The organism is Pyxidicoccus sp. MSG2 (assembly GCF_026626705.1).
GTDB lineage: Bacteria > Myxococcota > Myxococcia > Myxococcales > Myxococcaceae > Myxococcus.
In genome coordinates this window covers 5,692,129-5,710,241 of the sequence record NZ_JAPNKC010000001.1, presented here as the reverse complement: position 1 = coordinate 5,710,241, position 18,113 = coordinate 5,692,129, and the positions used below count along the sequence as shown (strand labels likewise).

Genomic DNA, 18,113 nt, shown 5'->3' with positions numbered 1-18,113 from the left:
CATGCGACTGTCGCGACTGCTTCCGCTCTGCCTCACCCTGGCCGGCTGCGCGCTGGAGCCGGATGACCCCATCTACGTGTCCGGCACCGCGCTGGCGGCGGACGGCACGCCCTGGCGCGGCGGGCCACTCACGCTGATGCGCCCGCGCAAGGTGGCCGCCCCGCCCAACGAATACGGCGGCGAGGTCTACGCCACCCGTTACGAGCCCTGGGCCGAGGTGACGCCCGACGCGCAAGGACTCTTCCTCCACCGGCTCTCCGCGCGCGATGTGGGCGCGGATGGCCTGGAGCATCCCCACCCGTGGACGTCCGTCAACCAGTTCCAGCTCCACCTGCCGCGCACGGACGGAGGGCGGGACTTCCTCTCGTTCGAATTCATCCGCGACGTGGACCTGCCGCCGCTGCGCCCCTGGGAGGGCCACGTGCGCACCGTGGACGAGGCGGGCGGCGTCCGCCTGTCGTGGGAGCCGGTGGTGCCCACGGCGGACATCCCGGAGCCGGACTACTTCGTGCAGCTTCGCGGCGAGGACGGCATCGCGTGGCAGCTCCGCGCGGGCAGCGGCGAGCCCCGGTTGAGGCCAGAGCTGGTGGAGGACTTCACCCACTCCGCGCGAGTGCAGGCCGTGTCGCGGGGCATGCGCGCCTGGTTCAAGAACTCGTTGTATTACGACGCCGTCTCCGAGTCGCCCCCGGTGCCGCTGCCCTTCGCGGCTGTCGTCCCCGCCAGCCGTGGCGCGGGCTGCGCGCTGAAGTCCGGCACCTTCTCGCCGTGTCCCTTCACCGACGGCAGGCTGGAATTGGCCCGGGCGGCCATTGGCGAGAACTTCCTGCCCTCCGAGCTGTTCATCCTGCTCGAGGAGCCCGTGCGGCCCCGGCGCGTCATCGTGCGGGGGCTGGACGGCTTCGGCGACGTACTCCACGTGGAGGGCTCGGTGGACGGGAAGACGTGGTTCCCGCTGGGAGACAGCGCGCCGTTCTCCGACGTCGTCGCCTCCATCCCCTACGAGGACGACCCGGCCACGGCGACCCTTGGCGAGCAGTACCTGGACGTGGCGCTCGCGCCGGATGCGCCCGGGGTGGGCCGCATCCGGCTGTGGATGACCGACCGCTACACGGACGGCAGCTCGGGCATGGGCCAGTTCTCACGCCTGCGCGAGGTGTCCGTGTTCGGCGAGCCCTCCGGAGCGGAGGGCCTGGCCCCTCAGATGAAGTAGTCCGGGAACAGCTCCGCCCCGGGCACCATCTGGTACTTCGAGAAGTCCGTCACGCCCACGCCGCGCAAGACGTCCTCGTCGATGCAGAAGTTGCCGGTGAACTGGCGGCTCGGCTTGGTGAGGATGGCGTAGGCGGCGTCGGCCATGATTTCCGGCGAGCGGCTGCCGGCGATGGTCTCATCTCCGCCGAGCAGGTTCTGCACCGCCGCGGTGGCGATGACGGTGCGCGGCCAGATGGCGTTGACGGCGATGCCGTCCGACTTGAACTCCTCCGCCATGCCGAGCACGCACATGCTCATCCCGAACTTCGCCATGGTGTACGCGACGTGGGGCCCGAACCAGCGCGCCTCCATGTTGAGCGGCGGCGAGTTGTTGAGGATGTGCGGGTTGCTGGACTTCTTCAGGTACGGGATGCACGCCTGCGAGCAGGCAAACGTCCCGCGCGTGTTGATGCCGTGCATCAGGTCATAGCGCTTCATCGGCGTCTCGAGCGTGCCGGTGAGGCTGATGGCGCTGGCGTTGTTCACCAGGATGTCGATGCCGCCGAACGTCTCCACCGCCTTCGCCACGGCGGCGGCAATCTGCTGCTCGTCGCGGATGTCCACCATGCACGGCAGCGCCTTGCCGCCGGCCTTCTCGATTTCCTCCGCGGCCGTGTAGATGGTGCCGGGGAGCTTGGGGTGCGGCTCCGTCGTCTTCGCGGCGATGACGATGTTCGCGCCGTCGCGCGCGGCCCGCAGCGCGATGGCCTTGCCGATACCGCGGCTGGCGCCGGTGATGAAGAGCGTCTTTCCCTTGAGGTCGGCCATGAGGGGTCTCCTGAGCGTAAGGTGGTACGGATGTACGCCAGGGAGACCCCTCCGCGCATCCCCTAACTAATAGAGGAACCTACGCAGGTTCGTCCCCTGCTCGACGAACACCTTCATGCACAGGAGCATCTGTGCCCAGCCCATGCAGTTGCCGTAGGAGCTCTCCAGCCCCTTCGGCGTCTTCTGCCACCCGGACTCGCTGATGCGCACCAGCGTCGCGTTGCCGTCGAGCGGCTCGAACTCCATGCGGACCCTGGTGTTGTAGTCGCCGTCGCCGGCCTTCCACTCCAGCTCGATGGAGCGGTTCTTCTCCACCTTCTTCACGTACACGGGGAAGGCGCCGGGAAAGTCCGCGAAGTCCCAGGTGACGGTGGTGCCCTCGTCGAGCGGGGCGCTCGCTCCGTTGGTCGTGAAGTAGCCGCTCAGCTTCTTCGGGTTGTAGACCGCGTCGAAGACCTCGGCGATGGGCTTCGCAACCTTGGCGTGGACCTGGAACTTGAGCTCCATCTCCCCCTGCGCCGACGGCTTCCCGCTCTGCTCCTGTGCCATTGCGTGCCTCCTCCGAAGTTCGTGCGTTCAAGGTCAATATGTTATAGATTTATAACATGTCAAGCAGTGACGCCCACGACGCGGTCTTCAAGGCCCTGGGGGACGCCCGGCGGCGGGCGATGCTCGACCTGTTGAAGACGCGGCCGATGACGACGGGCGAGCTGACCGAGCACTTCCCGGAGCTGGACCGCACCACGGTGATGCAGCACCTGGGCGTGCTGGAGAAGGCGGGGCTGCTCATCGCGAAGAAGGAGGGCCGGCAGCGCTGGAACTACTTCAATCCGTTGCCCATCCAGGAGATTCACGACCGGTACATCAGCCGCTACGCCCAGGGTGCGGTGCACCTGCTCGCGCGCCTGAAGGCGGACCTCGAGGAGCCGGACGAGTAGCCGGGCTCACTTCCGCTTGAACCGCTCCAGCTCGTCCACCAGCAGCTCCGACACCTTCCTCACGCGGGGAATGTCGAGCGCGGACCTCGCACACACCAGGTGGACCTCGCTCGTCGCATACGGCCCCAGGTCGAGGTCCAGTGGCACCAGTCCCCTGTCGCGGCTGAAGCGGTGCGAGAGCTTCCCCAGCACCATCGCCCCCACGCCCGCCTCCACCGCGGCCAGCATCACCAGGTAGTTGTCGGCGGTGAACACGGGCGCGAAATCCGGGATGAGCTCTTCGAGCTGCGGGTTGGGCGGCACCGACTCGAATGGCGGCGACCACGCCACCCAGGGGAGCTGCTGGAGCGTGGGCTTCCTCGGCAGCTTCGCCTTCAGGGACCTGGCGACCATGACGGCGTTTTGAATCTCCAGCGTGTACACGAGCTTGAGGTCCGCGTTGGTCGGCGGCTTCGCGCGCAGGGCGAGGTCCGCCTCGCCTCGCGCCAGGTCGAGGTACTGAATCGTCGACAGCACCTCCAGCCGCAGGCCCGGGTGCTTCTGCGCGACGAAGGCCGCGAAGGGCGCCAGGAAGTCGAAGCTGGCGAAGGGGCTCGCCGTCACGCGCACCAGGCCCCTGGGCGAGTTGTCCGCCGACTCCGCGGCGCGGTGCAGCTCTCCCGCCCACTCCGCCATCTTCTTCGCGGGCAGCACCAGCCGCTCTCCCGCCGCCGTCAGCGCCGCGCCGTCCACGCTCCGGCGGAACAGCGCCGCCCCCAGCGTGTACTCCAACGCCGCCAGCCGCCGGCTCACCGTGGGCTGCCCCACGCGCAGCCGCCGGGCCGCCTCGCTCAGGCTGCCCGTCTCCGCGATGGCCAGGAACAGCCGCGCGTCATCCCAGGAGATATCCATGAATGCATGACCCCATGCCGTATTCGCTATTTTCCATCCATTCTGGCATCGCTACCTTTCGCATGTCTCGAAGTCACGGAGCCCGCTTCATGCGCCCCAGGTACATCGCCCTCTCCATCGTCGCCGCCCTCGGCGGCCTCCTCGCCGTCGCCGGTGTCGTCGGCTTCGCGGCCAGCTCGCATGAGGCGCAGAAGTCCTCGCTCGGCGCGGCCCGACCGACGAAGGACGTGCTCGCCCTGCTGGACCAGCCCGGCCCGGTGGAACTGGAGACCGTCAACTCCGCGGACTGGGCCGTGGAGCGCAGCGGCCTCATCAACCTGGGCCACCCCACCGCGAAGTCCGAGGGCCTGAAGGACGGCGACGAGCCCATCCAGGTCTACTTCCACGCGCTCCGCCACCCGACACAGGGACTCTTCATCGTGGACACCGGCGTGGAGAACGCGCTGCGCGACGCGCCGGAGAAGTCCGCGCTGAGCGGGCTGGTCCGCGGCGCCATGCACATGGAGAAGCTGAAGGTGAACGTGCCGCTGGGCGAGTGGCTGGCGAAGCAGGCGCAGCCGCTCAAGGGCGTGTTCCTCACGCACCTGCACCTGGACCACATCACCGGCATGGCGGACGTGCCCGCGGGCACGCCCGTGTACACCGGCCCCGGCGAGGCGTCCGCCCGCCAGTTCCTCAACGCCGCCGTGCAGGGCAGCACCGACCGCGCGCTGGAGGGCAAGCCGGCGCTGTCCGAGTGGACCTATGCGGCCGAGTCCAGTGGCCTCTTCGACGGCGCGGTGGACATCTTCGGCGACGGCTCGGTGTGGGCGCTCTGGGTGCCCGGCCACACGCCCGGCAGCACCGCGTACCTGGTGCGCTCCACGAAGGGCCCGGTGCTGCTGGTGGGTGACGCCAGCCACACGCGCTGGGGCTGGGAGCACGACGTGGAGCCCGGCGCCTTCACCGCCGACGGCCCGCGCGGCGTGGAGAGCTTCAAGAAGCTGCGCGCCTTCGCGAAGGCGCACCCGAATGTCGACGTGCGGCTGGGACACCAGCACTGAAGGTCCGACGGCGGGAAGCGAAACCTCCCGTCGTCGAGCAGAGGCCCCCGCTAGAAGGCCCGGTTCACCGCGTAGGCGCAGATCTTGTGCTCGGCCTTGTAGGTGTTCGGCCCGGGGATGCCGTCGATGGGTCCGGTGTAGCCGAAGCTCCTGCCCACCGTCTGGACGCGAGTCCAATAGATGCTGCCGGGAATCCCATCCTCCTGCGCGGAGGTCCGGGGGCTGCCACGACGGTTGAGCTCACGCGCGGTAATCCTCACGCGGACCTTCTCCGTGTTCGGGCCGGTGACACCATCGATGGGGCCCGTGTAGCCGAAGTCACGCCGGCCCACCGTCTGGATGCGCATGTAATAGATGGGGCCGGGGATGCCGTCCTGCTCCGTCGTCGTCCAGGGCAGCCCGCCCGTGCCATCCACCGGAGGGCCTCCGCCACCGGCGATGCGGCCGCCCGCGTAGTCCATCGACCAGCCGAGGTACCGCGCGCCGGTGCGGCTCGAATAGCCGGACACGCTGTTGACACCGATGGCGTCGCCCCACGACTCGGCGAGGTTGCGCGTGGCCATGAACACCGTCCTGCCAGCACCGTTGAGGTCGGTGCCGACGTGGCCATACGCGCCGATGTCCCACCAGTGGAAGGCACCGATGAGCGCCTTCGAAGCGTCCAGCGAGACGATGGTGGACGCGTGGTAGGCCTCGATGGCGGAGGGCCGCGCCGAGGACTCGGGGAGCTGGCCGAAGCGCCACATCAGCGAGCCGCACCACTGGTCCCACGTGCCGCCATCCCGCTTGGGGTTGTTGGCGGCGTACGTGCGCGCCCTGTCGTAGATGGGCGAGTTCAGCTCGGCGGTGGCGGTGCCGAGGCTCGCCTCCGGCACGTCGCGCGCGGTGTCCTCGGGGCTGCCGCCGCACGAGGCCAGCACGAGGCCCGCCGACAGCAGCGCGGTGTTCCACAGCATCCGCTTCAGGTGCATGGGTGACGTCTCCAGGTGTCTTCGTCAGGCCGCCGGAAATGGGCCTGCAAGAGCACCTGGGTTGTCGGAAGGAGGAAACCGAAGTTTCCTCAAAACCCCGAAATTCGAGAACCTGCTCCGTCGCGGCTCACCGCCGGAGCCCATAGCTACTGCGGCCGCAGGATGGCCTCCTCATGCGGGTAGCCCACTGCCACCCAGGGAAAGGACTTCTCGTCCAGCTGGAACCCATACAGCATCGTGCCGGCGACGAACTGCTCCGGCTCCCATCCGGTGGAGCGGTGCTTGCGGTAGATGACCGAGGTGGAGGCACTGTCCCGGCGTTGCCACGCGACCCAGGGCTCCTGCCCGGCGCCGATGACGAGCCACGGCACGCCAAGGGAATGATGGTACTGCGTCATCCCCTGCAGTTGCTCCGGAGGCGTCCAGCCGAGCGTCGTGGAGGTGACCTTCCAGGATGAGATGAACAGGGTTTCATCCTCGAGGTTGGACGAGGACTCGATCCACGCGACGACGGGACTGTCCGCGGCGCTCCGCATCGCGACGGCGACCTTCCCCGCGCGGCCGCCCGGCAGGCCACGGAACGGCGTGCCCACGCTCTTCCAGCTTCCCTCCCGGAACTCCATCACGAAGACATGCGGCGAGTCCTTGCCCGGAGGCGTCTCCGACCAGGCCACCACCACACTCATCACGTCCACGGCGATGGCCGCGGACTCCGCGCGGCTCACGATGCCGGGATTGCCACTGAGGGGGTCCCCGAGGAACTGCCAGGCGGAGCCGCTCCAGCGCACGACGCGCAGGTCGAGCTCACGCTCCAGATAGACGAGGACGGGGTACCCGTTCGTGTCCAGCACCATCTTGTATTGGGTGATGCGGGACTGGGTGTCGAGCGGCTCGCCCAACAACGTCCAGGACGTGCCGTCGTACCGCGACACGTGAATCCGCTCCATGTCGCTCGCGCGGTCGGTCTCGAGCCAGGCGAGCACCATGTCTCCCTTCCAATTCACCTCGAGCCGCGGGAGCTCCGGCCTGTTCGCTCGCGCGTCCATCGCCCGGGGCGGCGGGAGGCGCTCCCACGTGCCACCCACCAGGCGCGTGACGACCAGCTCTCCCGATTCCACCGGTCCCCCAATCTCCCGCTCGACGAAGGCGACGGCGGGCCGCGTCTGGGGGAAGGTCTCCAGGGCGAAGGAAACCCCTTCGATGGACTTCTCGCTCATCGGGGCCTCCTCCCCCCGGGCGAAGGGCCAGTAACTGAATTGCGACTGGTAGTAGACCTCGGAGGGCTCCACCTTGAGCGGATTGCCGGCCCGGTCGGTCATGCTCCGCTGCACCAGCTCGAGGTACAGGGTGACGGGCGGCTGGAGCGGCGCGGACGGCACCAGGCGGAGGACGCGTCCCTCCTCGGTGAGCACCGTCTGGTGGGGCACCGAGAAGCCATTGCCGTCCCGCAGCAGCGTGGGGGAGGCCTGGAGCGACTCGGGCAGGAGGGGCTCGGAGAAGACAACCTCCACCGGCGTGTCCACCGTCGGGTAGAACGTCTTCGGCCGCCAGGACGCGATGCGCGGAGCCGTGCGGTCCACCACCACGGAGGCGCTCGCGCTCTCGAACGTCCGCCCCTCCGCCCTGGCCCGCGCGACGAAGGAGTAGCTGCCCTCGTCGGCGGTCGCGCAGTCGACGCTGTAGCGGTACGGGCTGTCGAGCTTCATGGGGGGCTGCCCGTTGGTGCTGAGCTCCACCCTCTCGGGCGTCCCACCCGCCACGGAGACGGACAGCATCCACGTGCCCTCGCGGCAGAACGCCGGCCCCTCCGTCGCCACGGTGACCTGGAGCTCCAGCGGAGGCGGCTCCTCCTCCACCGGTGGCGGCGGGTCCGGATTCAGCTTCAGGGGGTCACAGGCGATGAGCCCCAGGGCCGCGCAGAGCAGCAGGGGCGTCCATGCGCGGGGATGACGGGGTTGCACGTGGGGACCTCGTGAAGCGGATGCAGTGTGAGCAGTGCCTTGGACACGCGAGGCCGCCCGCATGGGACACAGCACAGCCAGCCCATGCCGGCGCTCACCCGCGGGAGTCGCCTACTGCGGCCGGAGGATGGCGTCTTGCGGCGAGTACCCCGCCAAGACCCAGGGGAAGGAGTTCTCATCCAGCCGGAACCCGAACACCTCGGTACCCACCACGAGCTGCTCCGGCTCCCAGCCCGTGGGGCGGTGCTTGCGGTAGTAGGTGATGAGGTCATCCCCGTCCTTGCGCTGCCACACCACCCAGGGCTCGTTCGTGGAGTCCATGAGGAGGCGAAGATTGTCCAGGAAGGCGTACTGCGTTGCTCCCTGCAGCTCCTCCGGACGCGTCCAGCTCCCGGGAATGCCGGCGAAGGGACTGGGCTTCCAGTACGCGGTGAACACATACCCGTCGTAGGAGAAGGACGCGCTCTCGGTCCAGGCGACGACGGGGCTGTCCTCGTAGCCGCGCAGTGCGATGGCGACCTGCCCCGCACCCCAGCCTCCCGGCACGCCACTGAGCGATGAGCCCAACTGCCTCCAACCCCCATCCTTGAACTCCATCACGAAGACCTCGGAGGAGGACTCCCCCTCCGGAGGCTTCTCCGCCCAGGCCACCACCACCCGGGAGCTGTCCACGGCGATGGCCGGGTGCCCCGCAACGGTCCAGGGCTTGGGATTGGCACTGAGCGTGCCTCCGAGCAGTTGCCAGTCATTCCCGGCCCACCGGACGACGCGCAGGTCGAGGCCGTCTTCCTGCTTCTCCTGGTAGACCACGACCGGGTCCCCCTCCTCGTCCAGCGCCATCTGGTATGTGCCGTAGGGGGCCCCGGTGGCGAGCGGCGCGCCCAGGTCCTTCCAGGACGTGCCGTCGAACCGGGATACATGAATCATGTCCTGGAACGAGGTGCGCTCGACCCACGCGAGCACCATGCTTCCAAAGTGGACCTCGAGCTGCAGATTCGCCGGGGCGTCCGCGAGCGCCACCGGGGCACGGGGTGAAGGCAAGCGCTCCCACGAGTCACCGTTCATGACCTCGACGCCGAGCACAACCTTGTCCGCACTGTCATCAGAGCCCTGCTCGATGAAGGCGACGACAGGCCGCGATGGGAAGGGCTGCAAGGCGAAGCGAAGCCATCCCTTGGACGTGTCGCTCATCCGGGGTGCTGCCTGGGCGAAGGGCCAGTAGTCGAAGCGCTTCTCGACCACGCTGCGCTCCAGGGTGAAGGGATTGCCGACGAGGTCGGTCATGTTCCGCTGCACCAGCTCGGCGCGCAGCGTGCCGGGCACACGGAGCGGCACCGTCGGCGTGAGCCGGAGGACACGCCCGTCACCGCTGAGCACCGCCGTGTGCGCCACCGAGAAGCCATTGCCATCCCGGAGCACCGTGGGTGCGGACTGGAGAGACGCGGGCAGCAGCGGCTCGGAGAAGACAATCTCCAGCGGCGCGTCGACGCTCGGGTAGTACGACGCCGGGCCCCAGGACTCGACGAAGGGCCCCTGCCGGTCCACCACCATCGAGACGCTCTGGCTCTCGAAGGTCCGTCCCTCCGCCGTGGCCCGAGCGATGAAGAAGTAGCTGCCCTCTTCAGCGGTCGCGCAGTCGACGGTGTGGCGGTACGGGCTGTCGAGCGTGGTGGGAGCCAGCCCGTTGGCGATGAGCTCCACCTTCTCGGGCGTGCCGCCCTCGACGGAGACAGAGAGCGTCCACGTGCCCTCGCGGCAGCGCGCCGGCCCCGCCGGAGTCACGGTGACGCGGAGCTCGGGCGGAGGCGGCGACTCCTCTTTGACGGGCGGACCCGGGTCCGGTTCCGCCTTCAGGGAGTCACAGGCGGCGAGCCCCAGGGCCGTGCACAGCAGCACGGACTTCCAGGGGCGGGAACGGGTGGCGTGCATGGGAGACCTCATGAAGTGGATGCGGCGTGAGCAGTGCCTTGGACACGCGAGGCCTCCCGCATGGGACTCAGCGCAGCCAGCCGATGCCCAGGCTCGCCCCCATGGACAGCGAGGACGGAACCGGAGCACCCACCTCCGTGCGCACCCACGTGCGCCCCGCGTTGCCGAGCAGCGACACCGCGAACGGCCCACCCACCGGCAGCCACACGCCGCCCGCCACTCCGATGGCGGGCTGCAGCGCGAGCCGCGTTTCGCCATTGCTGGACTGCCGCTGGCTGGACACGGTGGCGCCGGCCTCCACGGCGAGCTGCAGGTGCAGCCCGTGCCAGTCACGCACGAGGTGCCCCAGGCCCAGCCGCAGCGCATGGTCGTTCTGAGCGAGGCCCCCGGACGCGTGCCGGCCATGACGGACCTCCACCACGGCCGTCGCCAGATTCAGCCCGGCGGGCCTCCAGACGTGCTGGAGCGCGACGGTGCCGCCCACCATCGCCCCAAAGGATTCGAGCAGGGGACTGCCCACGCTGGGACCGAGGTGCACCATCCACCTCGTGTCCCGGGGCCCCTTGAGCGCGTTCGCCTCCAGCTTCTGCGGACGGAGCTGGGCGCGCGTCACCTCCGCGCGCCCGGAGTCGGGCACCTGCACGCGCGCCACCAGGGCGGTGTGCTCGCCGCGCGTGGTGAGGAGGTAGCTGCCCGCGGGCAGTGCCAGCGTGGCCGAGCCCGCGCCCTTGCGCACGTGCCCGAGGAAGGGCTCGCCGTCGAGCGTGGACACCGTCCAGTCGCCGGGCTCGTCGATGGCGAGCGTCAAGAGTGACGTCGCGCGGGCGGGCGCGGAGAGGACGAGGTCTCCCTTCCCCTGGAGGTCGAAGTGGAAGCTGGGGTGCTGCGTGCCCGCGCGGGACAGGAGCGAGGACTCCACCGTGCGGGCATACGAATACGTATAGGCCTCCGCGAGCGTGACGCGGCCGTCTCCGGACACGTCCGCCGCCCCGCGCAGCGCGGCGACCAGGTGGTGCGTGAAGATGGAGCCCGCGAGCGCGTCCGACTCCTGCGCGGACTCGTCCGCGGCGGATGCGGTGATGATGACGCGCCCGGCGAGCTCCGGCCGCTCCAGATTCACCAGCACGCCGGGGATGGGCTTGAGCCCCTTGAGGCGCGCCGCCTCGCCGGACTGGCAGGAGTCCACCACCAGCAGGGCGACGCTCACCGGGGCGTGCTCGATGAAGCGCACCACCTCGCCCAGGGGCAGGCGCGTGCCGCCCAGGTGCAGCTCGCCCGCGTCCGCGTGGCTGGAGACGTAGACGAAGAGCTGGTCGCCGGGACGTGCGTTGGCCTGGAGGTGGCGCTCGAAGCGGGCGAGCGCGTCGCGCACCGCGTCCGCGTCGGTGCCAAGCACCAGCAGGGCGTCCTCGCGCCGCAGCCCGCCCACCTCTTCGAGCACGCCCAGCACCGAGCGGGCATCGCGCTCCGCGTACCGCAGCGGAGCGTCCGCGCCAGTGCCCCGGTTGTTGCCCACCGCGAGGGCGAAGCGGCGCGGCGTGTCTTCCGGAGTCACGGGCTGCGCCGCCACCACGGCCGCGAGCAGCAGCGCGAGCGTCATTGCTGGACCTCGACCACGAGCACCACCGAGGCGTGCGCGGCCCCCGAGGGGAGCCCGGCGGGCTCCTGACATGCGGCCGCGTCCGGGACACCGGAGCACTGCGTCCCGTGCGTGGGCAGCCAGTCACGAACCTCGTCGAGGCTCAGCGGCGACTCCGAATAGATGGCATGCACCGCGAAGTCTCCCCGGGTGACCTGGAACAGGGGCGCGGGCTGCTCGGCGTCCAGCTCGCCGCTGCGCTCGCCCCCCGACGGCCACAGTGCCTCCACCTGCCCCTGCGCGTCCACGGAGACGACCAGCGCATACCTGCGACCTCCGCTCCTCAGCCGCAGCGCCACCTCGTCCCCCTCGCGCAGGACGGGGTTCACCTGGCCGTCCACCAGCCGCAGCAGCTCCACCCCGGGTGGACCCTTCACGCGGAGGCCTGGCATCACAGGCTGCGTCCCCGTACCTGGCGTGTCCCCCGACAGCGGGCCTCGGAGCAGCACCACCATGGCCACGGTGGCCAGCGCGGGGACGAGCAGCCAGCCGGAGAACCACGAGGCCGCGGGCCGCGACGGACGCAGTGCCGCCTCCGAGAGGACGCGGGCACGGACGCGGGAGAAGTCGGGCCGGGCCCGGACTCCTTCCACATGGGCGCGCAGCAGGGTGACACGCGCATTGCAGGTGTCACAGGACTCCAGGTGTGGCGGCTTCGCGCCGCCGGCCATCACCTCGTCCAGGACGAGGTCCGACAGGTGTTCACTCATCCGGCACCTCCACGCACGCCCCTGGGCTCGCCCAGGGCGCGGGCCAGGACGCTGATGCGCTGCACCTCGCGCACGATGGTCTTCCTGGAGAGCCCCAGCACCTGGGCAATCTCCTCCTGGGACAACCCGTCCAGGTAGTACAGCGCCGCCACGGTGAGGCCGCGCTCGTCCAGCTCGCGCGCCAGCTTCACCAGGAAGTCCCTGCACTCGGTGGAGGCGAGCGCGTCCACCGTGCCCTCCGGCCCGTCCGCCTCGGGGGCCACGTCCCGCAGGGCGCGGGAGCGGAGCATGTTGAGACAGACGTTGGTGGTCACCCGGTAGATGAACGTCATCGGCCGGGCCTCGCGCCGGAACTCGGCGGCGGACTGGAGGAGGCGGATGCACGCCTCCTGCACCGCGTCCCAGGCATCCGCCTCCCGCTGGAGCAAGGCGAAGGCCCTCCGGTACATGCCTGGGGCATACCGGTCGTACAGCTCCTGGAGCTCCGTGGCGCTCAACCCTTGGGACATCTTCACCGGATTGGACACGCGAGCCGCGGAAGTTGGGACATCGGAGGTGGAACGTTACTCCACACCCACGGGCAGGAGCCCCCGCTGGCGCAGGCGCATCAGGGCCGAGGACACGATGACCTCCGTGCTCCCAAGCTGCTTCGCCAGGGACTCGCGGAGCGCGGAGCTGCCGCGCGCGTCCAGGGCGAGCGCCTCGATGGCGCCATGCACGCGGCGGTCGAAGGCGAACTCGACAGAGGTGCGCTGGACCAGCGTCTCCACGATGGCCAGCGCGGCATCCGGGCCGCGCGCGGACTGGTAGGTGCCACCGGTGGAGATGGACAGGCGGCGGAAGGCACGCTCCAGCGCGGCGTCGTAGTGCGGGTGCACAGAGGGCACCATGGCGAGCGCATGCAGGAAGATGCCCTGGGCCTCCAGGTGGTTGGTGAGGCCATCGAGGTCCCAGCCGCTCGGGTCCTTCTCACGGAAGCGGTCCGGAGCGTGGCCGCCATCACCTCCGCAGGCATGCGGGGGGGCGTCGCCCACGAGCACGACGACCATGAAGGCGCCCTCGCGCCAGGGGAGCTTCGCCGCCGCGTCGAGGCCCGCGAAGACGGCCTCGGCCGCGTCGACGTTCGACGCGTGGCTGAAGACCTGGGCCGCATCGAGCGCCTTCGCGAGCGCGGAGACGTCACGGGTGAAGGGATGGACCTCGAGCACCGCCGGGAAGCCGTGGTCGCGGTAGCCGGAGAGCGCGACGCACAGGTCCAGGTCGGGAATGGCCTTCAGCGCATCGAGGATGCGGCGCACATGCGCCCGCGCCTGCGCGATGAAGGAGGTCATGCTGCTGGTCAGGTCCACGCAGAAGACGAGGTCCAGCCGCGAAAGCTTGTCCATGAGACACCCCCGGGTACGGGCCGCCCTGCCCTCAGCGGCACGGCTCCGACGCCATGGGTGTCACGGGCCTGACGTGGGGACTCGTGACGCAGACACGGCGCTACCGGAAGGACTCCTCGACGTAGGCGGAGGCGGAGGCGGAGGCGACGGGGCCTTCGAGGATGGCCGTTCCCGGCTTCGACTCGGGCAGCTTCCGCATCTGGTCGTAGCTGAGCCGGGCCACCGCGCAGATGGAGAGCTTCTCGCTATCTGGCAGGTGGGCCTCGTAGTACCGGATGACGACCCTCGGCCCCGAGGTCCAGACCTGCCGGCCTTCCCAGCCCATGAGAGGCGGCCATCCAAACCAGTCAGTCAGAATCGCCTGCCAGCCACCAGCACGTAGATGTAATTCGACCGATCCGCGTCTCCAATCCCTTCTCCCCCGGGATTGACGTTCTCGATGTCTAACATGAAGTTGCTCTCGCGAACGTTGGCAATCAATTCCCGCTCAATCTCCTCATTCGCTGCCGGCACGCCACCCCTCGAAGGCTTCCCATCCTTCTGGAGGTGCCGGGACTCCCATCGTGTCCAAGCACTCGCGGGCCTGGGCATTCCATCCGGGTTCCATGAGGCTTCCGGTCGGAGCGCCTGCCAGTGAATCAGCGAGCGTCTGCACCTTGGGGGCCGCTGCCCGGAAGCGCTCCGCATCCGGGCTCCCCCACGCCTTCGCGCAGAAAGCCGCGAGCGCCGCCATACGGGACTGGAGCACTGTACGCAGTTCCTCAGCCGGGGCTTGTGTGCACCATCGCTCGTAGAGACGAGGTGCGGCCAGTACGGTCAGGAGGTTGAGTGCCTCAACCACCAGGGCCGCCTCCTGCTCCCACGAAACCTCAGCCACAGATGGGCCCCAGGCGAGCGTTGAAGGGCAGCGTGCTGAACAGCAGCGCCTTCCCCGTCACGCTGTCACCGCTCATGCAGGTGTAGACCGCCCATCCCGTGAAGACGAGGTTCTCCATGCCCTCAATGAAGCAGTAGGGACACTTCCCCTCACCGCAGCTCGAAACGAAGCACGCCTTGCTTCCGCATGCGACGGTCGCGGGCCATCCGCGCTTGATGCACCCAGGGGCCTTCGTCAGAGGAGGCTCCGCATGCGCTGTCGGCAACTGCAAGGCCCCCAGCATGCCGAGTCCCAGCAGCAGACTCGTCAGCGTCTTTCGCGCATCTTGCAGCACGCGGCACTCCTTCGCTCAAGCAAGCTTCAGGAGCCTACCATCCGCCATTGGACCTGCTCGGTCCCCCATCGGCATCACCCACCCCTGTTCTCTGAAGCGCCCACGCGCGACTTCTCGACATGAAAGGCGGCGCTGGGGCGCCTGCCAAGGAGCATGGACTCCTGGCATCGCTCAGCGCGGCCCGCCCAAGGTCCGCACGAAGAACATGTTCACATCGTCGGTGTAGTAGCGGTCCGCGGGCGGCTCGGGGTTGTGGGGCTGTCCTGGCATGATGAGCAGCTCGAAGTGCTTGCCCTCCCGGACGAGCGCCTCGGCCATGCGCATCGTCGTGGAGAGCGTCGCATTCACGTCGCTCGTCCCGTGCATCATCTTGAGCTGCCCCTGCAGCTTGCCCGCGAGGGCGACGTTGGACCCGGCCTCATAGGCGGCGGGATTCGTGCCCGGCAGTCCGAGGTACGGCTCGTTGATGATTGCCTCCTCCTCCAGCGCTCCGGGCGCCCCCGCGTAGCCGGCCTTGAAGAACTCCGGCGCCGTCAGCATGCCGCGCAGCGCGAAGTAGCCGCCCCACGAGTGGCCATGAATGCCGACCCGCTCCAGGTCCATCCACGGACGGGTGGCGGCGGCCTGCTTCACTCCCGCGACGTAGTCGGGAATCTCCGTCTGGCCCACGCGGCCGTAGTTCGCATCCTGGAACGCCTTGCTCCGGCCCGGCGTCCCCCGGGGGTCCAGCAACACCACCACGAAGCCCAGCTGCGCCATCGACGCGCTGTCGAGCGACATGCCGTTGCCGAGGTAGCTCCAGGGCACCGCCGTCATGAACGGCCCGGCGTAGATGTACGCGATGACCGGGTAGCGCTTCGTGGGGTCGAAGTCGCGCGGCTTGTAGAGCACTCCGTGCAGCGGCGTGACGCCATCCGCGGCCGTGACGGTGAGCGCCTCCGGAGGCTTGAAACCCAGCGCCTCCACCGCGCTCACGTCGGACGTCGTGAGCCGGACGCGCGACTTCCCGTCCGTGGAGCCCACCTCCCGCAGCCGGGGCTGCGTCCTCGAAGACCACGTGTCGACGAAGTACCCGCCCGACGGCGCCAGGGTGATTCGGTGCAGGCCCGAGCCCGACGACAGTCGCTTCAGCGCACCGCCCTTCAAGCTTCCCCGATAGAAGAGCTGCTCGTACGGCGCACCGCTGTCGGCGGAGGCCACCACGAAGATTGCGTCACCACCAGGCGCGACGCCGACCACCTCGTGGACGGGGAACGCGCCCCGTGTCACCTGGCGGATGAGCCGTCCCGACACGTCATACAGGTACACGTGCCGCCAGCCGTCGCGCTCGGACATCCAGAGGAAGGCCTTGCTGTCCGGCAGGAACCGGACCTGCTTCGCGAAGCCGCCCGCCTCGAGGTCCAGCCCCGCCACGAAGGTCTCCGGCCGCTCCTCGCGCAGCACGCGCCGTCGCTTGCCGGACACCGGCTCCACCCCCGTCAGGTCCAGCCGCTTGCCGTCGCGCGAGAGGTGGAGGCTCAGCGCCTCGCCACCATCCGGCCGCCAGCCGATGAAGAAGTCATGCGTCTCTCCCTCGGCGGGAGCGATGGCCATCACGCGGCCCGTCGCCAGCTCGACGATGTGGAGCTCCCGCTTCGGCAGCGGCGTGCCCGACTTCGCATAGGGCACCCACGTCACCCGCTCCAGCGCGGTGGAGTAGTCCACCACCGGCACCTTGTGGACGCCGCGCAGGTCCTCGCGCAGCACCGCCAGGAAGCGGCCATCCGGCGACCAGGGGTTCTCCGGGATGCGCCAGCCGAGGTGCTCCTCCCCGGCGCGCTCCACCACCAGGCTCCCGTCCGCACCGCGCACGGCAAAGCCACCGCCGTCACGCTGCTCCGCGACACCTCCTCCCGCCGGAGCCAGGACGTGCGTCCGCGAGAGCTCCAGCGCGGACCGGTCCTCCGGAGCGAGCGCGGTGACGCGGCCATCCGTCAGCCCCAGCTTGAAGGCCTTCCCCTCGTGCCGGAAGACGATGCCCTTCTGGTCCGCGGTGATGGCGACCTCGAAGAACTTCAGCGCGGAGACGGGCTTGCCTGCCAACTGCGAGAGCTGGGCCCGCAGCTCGGCGCCGGACACCAGCGGCGTCGCCACTCCCGTCCGGGCCTGGAAGAGCATCCACGTCCCTCCGTCCTTCCCGTCCTCCGACCAGAACACCAGCCGGTCTCCCTCGCGGAACCACTTCGGGGGGACGAGGCTGTCGCGGACGAGCCGATGGAGCCGGAGGAACCGGTCGGCCAGGTCCAGCCGCTCCTGGAGCTTCGCGTCCGGGCTCGGCTGCGCCACGGCGGGCACGCTCGCGAAGGCCGTCATCAGGATTCCAACAGCAAGCAGGAGGCGTCGCATGCCAGGAGCGTACGAAGCCGGATTCTGTAAGACCAATATCTCTTTCGACGCGAATCGAGACGGATATCGTCTGGATATGGAATTCCGCCAGCTCCAGCTCTTCATCGCCGTCGCGGAAGAGCTTCACTTCGGCCGGGCCGCCGCTCGGGTGGGCATGGCACAGCCGCCGTTCAGCCAGCAGATTCGCAGGTTGGAGTCGGAGCTGGGCGTCGAGCTCCTCACCCGGACGAGCCGGCGCGTGGCCCTCACTCCCGCCGGGAGCCACCTGCTGGAGGACGCCCGCGCGCTGCTGACGAAGCGCGCGGACGTCATCACCTCCGTGCGGCAGGCGGCGCGGGGAGAGACGGGAACGCTGCGGGTCGGCTTCGCGGCGTCCTCGGCCTTCGGCGTGCTGCCCGACATCGTGCTGCGGTTCCGGACGCGGTTTCCGGCGGTGAAGCTGGATCTCGATGACCGCGTGACGATGAACGTCGGCGTCTCGCTCACCACCGGAGAGCTGGACCTGGCCATCGTCCGCGCGCCCTTCCAGCATGACGGGGTGACGGTGGAGCGGTTGCTGCGAGAACGCTTCGTGCTCGCGCTGCCCGCCCGCCACCCACGGGCCCGTCAGAAAGTGGTCGCCCTGTCCTCGCTGGCGAACGAGCCCTTCGTGCTGTTCCCCCGGCACTCGGCGCCCGGCCTGCACGACACGGTGACGAGCATGTGCCTCTCCGCGGGCTTCTCTCCGCGCATCGTCCAGGAGGCCAGCGTGTGGACCTCGGTCATCGGCATGGTGGAAGCGGGACTCGGGCTCACCATTGCCCCGATGTCCGCCCGGGCGCTGCGTCCGAAGGGCGTGGTCTTCCGGACCCTGCGCGATGCCTCGGGGTACGCGGAGCTGTCCGTCGCCTTCGCGGGGCCGCAACCCTCTCCCGCCGCCGCGCACTTCCGCGCCGTGGCCCATGAGGCCGTCGCACGCCAGCAGTGAGCGTCCCCAAGCGGCCCCGCACAAGCCTCGTGCGGGGCCCTCTTCTTCATCATGCCCCTCG

17 protein-coding genes are annotated in these 18,113 nt (G+C 69.5%); 4 read left to right on the top strand and 13 right to left on the bottom strand.

What is annotated here, in order from left to right; genetic code table 11:
• Nucleotide 1: 1 nt before the first annotated feature.
• Nucleotides 2-1,213: a hypothetical protein gene (locus tag OV427_RS22255; protein ID WP_267858152.1), complete on the top strand. Its 1,212-nt coding sequence runs from the start codon at nucleotides 2-4 to the stop codon at nucleotides 1,211-1,213.
• Here OV427_RS22255 and OV427_RS22250 read toward each other — a convergent pair.
• Together OV427_RS22250 and OV427_RS22245 are read right to left on the bottom strand one after the other, a co-directional pair.
• The gene (locus OV427_RS22250; RefSeq protein WP_267858151.1) at nucleotides 1,201-2,022 is read right to left on the bottom strand and encodes an SDR family oxidoreductase; all 822 of its coding nucleotides are present in this window, start codon (nucleotides 2,020-2,022) and stop codon (nucleotides 1,201-1,203) included. The genes OV427_RS22255 and OV427_RS22250 overlap by 13 nt on opposite strands.
• Before the next feature lie 66 nt (nucleotides 2,023-2,088).
• Nucleotides 2,089-2,571, bottom strand: coding sequence for an SRPBCC domain-containing protein (locus OV427_RS22245; RefSeq protein ID WP_267858150.1), 483 nt, complete (start codon nucleotides 2,569-2,571; stop codon nucleotides 2,089-2,091).
• A gap of 56 nt (nucleotides 2,572-2,627) precedes the next feature.
• On the opposite strand from OV427_RS22245, the gene OV427_RS22240 reads away from it, so the two are divergent.
• Nucleotides 2,628-2,960 carry an ArsR/SmtB family transcription factor gene (locus tag OV427_RS22240; protein ID WP_267858149.1) on the top strand — a complete coding sequence of 111 codons (333 nt, stop codon included), beginning with the start codon at nucleotides 2,628-2,630 and terminating at the stop codon, nucleotides 2,958-2,960.
• Nucleotides 2,961-2,966: 6 nt separating this feature from the next.
• Here OV427_RS22240 and OV427_RS22235 read toward each other — a convergent pair whose 3' ends face one another.
• Nucleotides 2,967-3,851, bottom strand: a complete 885-nt coding sequence (locus OV427_RS22235) for a LysR family transcriptional regulator (RefSeq protein WP_267858148.1) — start codon at nucleotides 3,849-3,851, stop codon at nucleotides 2,967-2,969.
• Nucleotides 3,852-3,940: 89 nt separating this feature from the next.
• Between OV427_RS22235 and OV427_RS22230 the strand changes: the two genes are divergently transcribed.
• Nucleotides 3,941-4,894 carry an MBL fold metallo-hydrolase gene (locus OV427_RS22230; protein ID WP_267858147.1) on the top strand — a complete coding sequence of 318 codons (954 nt, stop codon included), beginning with the start codon at nucleotides 3,941-3,943 and terminating at the stop codon, nucleotides 4,892-4,894.
• Nucleotides 4,895-4,944: 50 nt separating this feature from the next.
• Here the strand turns inward: OV427_RS22230 and OV427_RS22225 are convergent, their stop codons facing one another.
• The 10 genes from OV427_RS22225 to OV427_RS22180 all read right to left on the bottom strand — a co-directional run bounded on the left by OV427_RS22225 (nucleotide 4,945) and on the right by OV427_RS22180 (nucleotide 17,085).
• Nucleotides 4,945-5,865: a hypothetical protein gene (locus tag OV427_RS22225; protein WP_267858146.1), complete on the bottom strand. Its 921-nt coding sequence runs from the start codon at nucleotides 5,863-5,865 to the stop codon at nucleotides 4,945-4,947.
• Between the two features lie 146 nt (nucleotides 5,866-6,011).
• Nucleotides 6,012-7,826 carry an Ig-like domain-containing protein gene (locus OV427_RS22220; RefSeq protein ID WP_267858145.1) on the bottom strand — a complete coding sequence of 605 codons (1,815 nt, stop codon included), beginning with the start codon at nucleotides 7,824-7,826 and terminating at the stop codon, nucleotides 6,012-6,014.
• A 111-nt stretch (nucleotides 7,827-7,937) separates the two neighbouring features.
• A complete protein-coding gene (locus OV427_RS22215) occupies nucleotides 7,938-9,755 on the bottom strand; it encodes an Ig-like domain-containing protein (RefSeq protein WP_267858144.1) in 1,818 nt (605 codons plus the stop codon).
• A 67-nt stretch (nucleotides 9,756-9,822) separates the two neighbouring features.
• On the bottom strand, nucleotides 9,823-11,355 hold the full coding sequence (locus OV427_RS22210) for a caspase family protein (RefSeq protein WP_267858143.1): 1,533 nt from the start codon (nucleotides 11,353-11,355) through the stop codon (nucleotides 9,823-9,825).
• On the bottom strand, nucleotides 11,352-12,104 hold the full coding sequence (locus tag OV427_RS22205; protein ID WP_267858142.1) for a hypothetical protein: 753 nt from the start codon (nucleotides 12,102-12,104) through the stop codon (nucleotides 11,352-11,354). Before OV427_RS22205 ends, OV427_RS22210 begins: the two co-directional genes overlap by 4 nt.
• Nucleotides 12,101-12,601, bottom strand: a complete 501-nt coding sequence (locus tag OV427_RS22200; protein ID WP_267858141.1) for a sigma-70 family RNA polymerase sigma factor — start codon at nucleotides 12,599-12,601, stop codon at nucleotides 12,101-12,103. Before OV427_RS22200 ends, OV427_RS22205 begins: the two co-directional genes overlap by 4 nt.
• A 66-nt stretch (nucleotides 12,602-12,667) precedes the next feature.
• The gene (locus tag OV427_RS22195; protein ID WP_267858140.1) at nucleotides 12,668-13,489 is read right to left on the bottom strand and encodes a vWA domain-containing protein; all 822 of its coding nucleotides are present in this window, start codon (nucleotides 13,487-13,489) and stop codon (nucleotides 12,668-12,670) included.
• A 100-nt stretch (nucleotides 13,490-13,589) separates the two neighbouring features.
• Nucleotides 13,590-13,814, bottom strand: coding sequence for a hypothetical protein (locus OV427_RS22190; RefSeq protein ID WP_267858139.1), 225 nt, complete (start codon nucleotides 13,812-13,814; stop codon nucleotides 13,590-13,592).
• A 544-nt stretch (nucleotides 13,815-14,358) separates the two neighbouring features.
• The gene (locus tag OV427_RS22185; protein WP_267858138.1) at nucleotides 14,359-14,484 is read right to left on the bottom strand and encodes a hypothetical protein; all 126 of its coding nucleotides are present in this window, start codon (nucleotides 14,482-14,484) and stop codon (nucleotides 14,359-14,361) included.
• A 387-nt stretch (nucleotides 14,485-14,871) separates the two neighbouring features.
• Nucleotides 14,872-17,085 (bottom strand): DPP IV N-terminal domain-containing protein, encoded by a 2,214-nt coding sequence (locus tag OV427_RS22180; protein ID WP_420718273.1) that lies wholly within the window; start codon nucleotides 17,083-17,085, stop codon nucleotides 14,872-14,874.
• Between the two features lie 76 nt (nucleotides 17,086-17,161).
• On the opposite strand from OV427_RS22180, the gene OV427_RS22175 reads away from it, so the two are divergent.
• Complete coding sequence (locus OV427_RS22175) at nucleotides 17,162-18,052, top strand: LysR family transcriptional regulator (RefSeq protein WP_267858136.1); 891 nt, start codon at nucleotides 17,162-17,164, stop codon at nucleotides 18,050-18,052.
• The last annotated feature ends 61 nt before the right edge of the window (nucleotides 18,053-18,113 follow it).

Bases quoted from the DNA above. Each gene is read 5' to 3' on its own strand.
- OV427_RS22235 (WP_267858148.1), bottom strand. From the start codon at position 3,851: ATGGATATCTCCTGGGATGACGCGCGGCTGTTCCTGGCCATCGCGGAG.
- OV427_RS22210 (WP_267858143.1), bottom strand. From the start codon at position 11,355: ATGACGCTCGCGCTGCTGCTCGCGGCCGTGGTGGCGGCGCAGCCCGTG.
- OV427_RS22190 (WP_267858139.1), bottom strand. From the start codon at position 13,814: ATGGGCTGGGAAGGCCGGCAGGTCTGGACCTCGGGGCCGAGGGTCGTC.
- OV427_RS22250 (WP_267858151.1), bottom strand. From the start codon at position 2,022: ATGGCCGACCTCAAGGGAAAGACGCTCTTCATCACCGGCGCCAGCCGC.
- OV427_RS22180 (WP_420718273.1), bottom strand. From the start codon at position 17,085: ATGCGACGCCTCCTGCTTGCTGTTGGAATCCTGATGACGGCCTTCGCG.
- OV427_RS22215 (WP_267858144.1), bottom strand. From the start codon at position 9,755: ATGCACGCCACCCGTTCCCGCCCCTGGAAGTCCGTGCTGCTGTGCACG.
- OV427_RS22185 (WP_267858138.1), bottom strand. From the start codon at position 14,484: ATGGAGAACCTCGTCTTCACGGGATGGGCGGTCTACACCTGCATGAGC.
- OV427_RS22240 (WP_267858149.1), top strand. From the start codon at position 2,628: ATGTCAAGCAGTGACGCCCACGACGCGGTCTTCAAGGCCCTGGGGGAC.
- OV427_RS22230 (WP_267858147.1), top strand. From the start codon at position 3,941: ATGCGCCCCAGGTACATCGCCCTCTCCATCGTCGCCGCCCTCGGCGGC.
- OV427_RS22205 (WP_267858142.1), bottom strand. From the start codon at position 12,104: ATGAGTGAACACCTGTCGGACCTCGTCCTGGACGAGGTGATGGCCGGC.
- OV427_RS22245 (WP_267858150.1), bottom strand. From the start codon at position 2,571: ATGGCACAGGAGCAGAGCGGGAAGCCGTCGGCGCAGGGGGAGATGGAG.
- OV427_RS22255 (WP_267858152.1), top strand. From the start codon at position 2: ATGCGACTGTCGCGACTGCTTCCGCTCTGCCTCACCCTGGCCGGCTGC.
- OV427_RS22225 (WP_267858146.1), bottom strand. From the start codon at position 5,865: ATGCACCTGAAGCGGATGCTGTGGAACACCGCGCTGCTGTCGGCGGGC.
- OV427_RS22195 (WP_267858140.1), bottom strand. From the start codon at position 13,489: ATGGACAAGCTTTCGCGGCTGGACCTCGTCTTCTGCGTGGACCTGACC.
- OV427_RS22175 (WP_267858136.1), top strand. From the start codon at position 17,162: ATGGAATTCCGCCAGCTCCAGCTCTTCATCGCCGTCGCGGAAGAGCTT.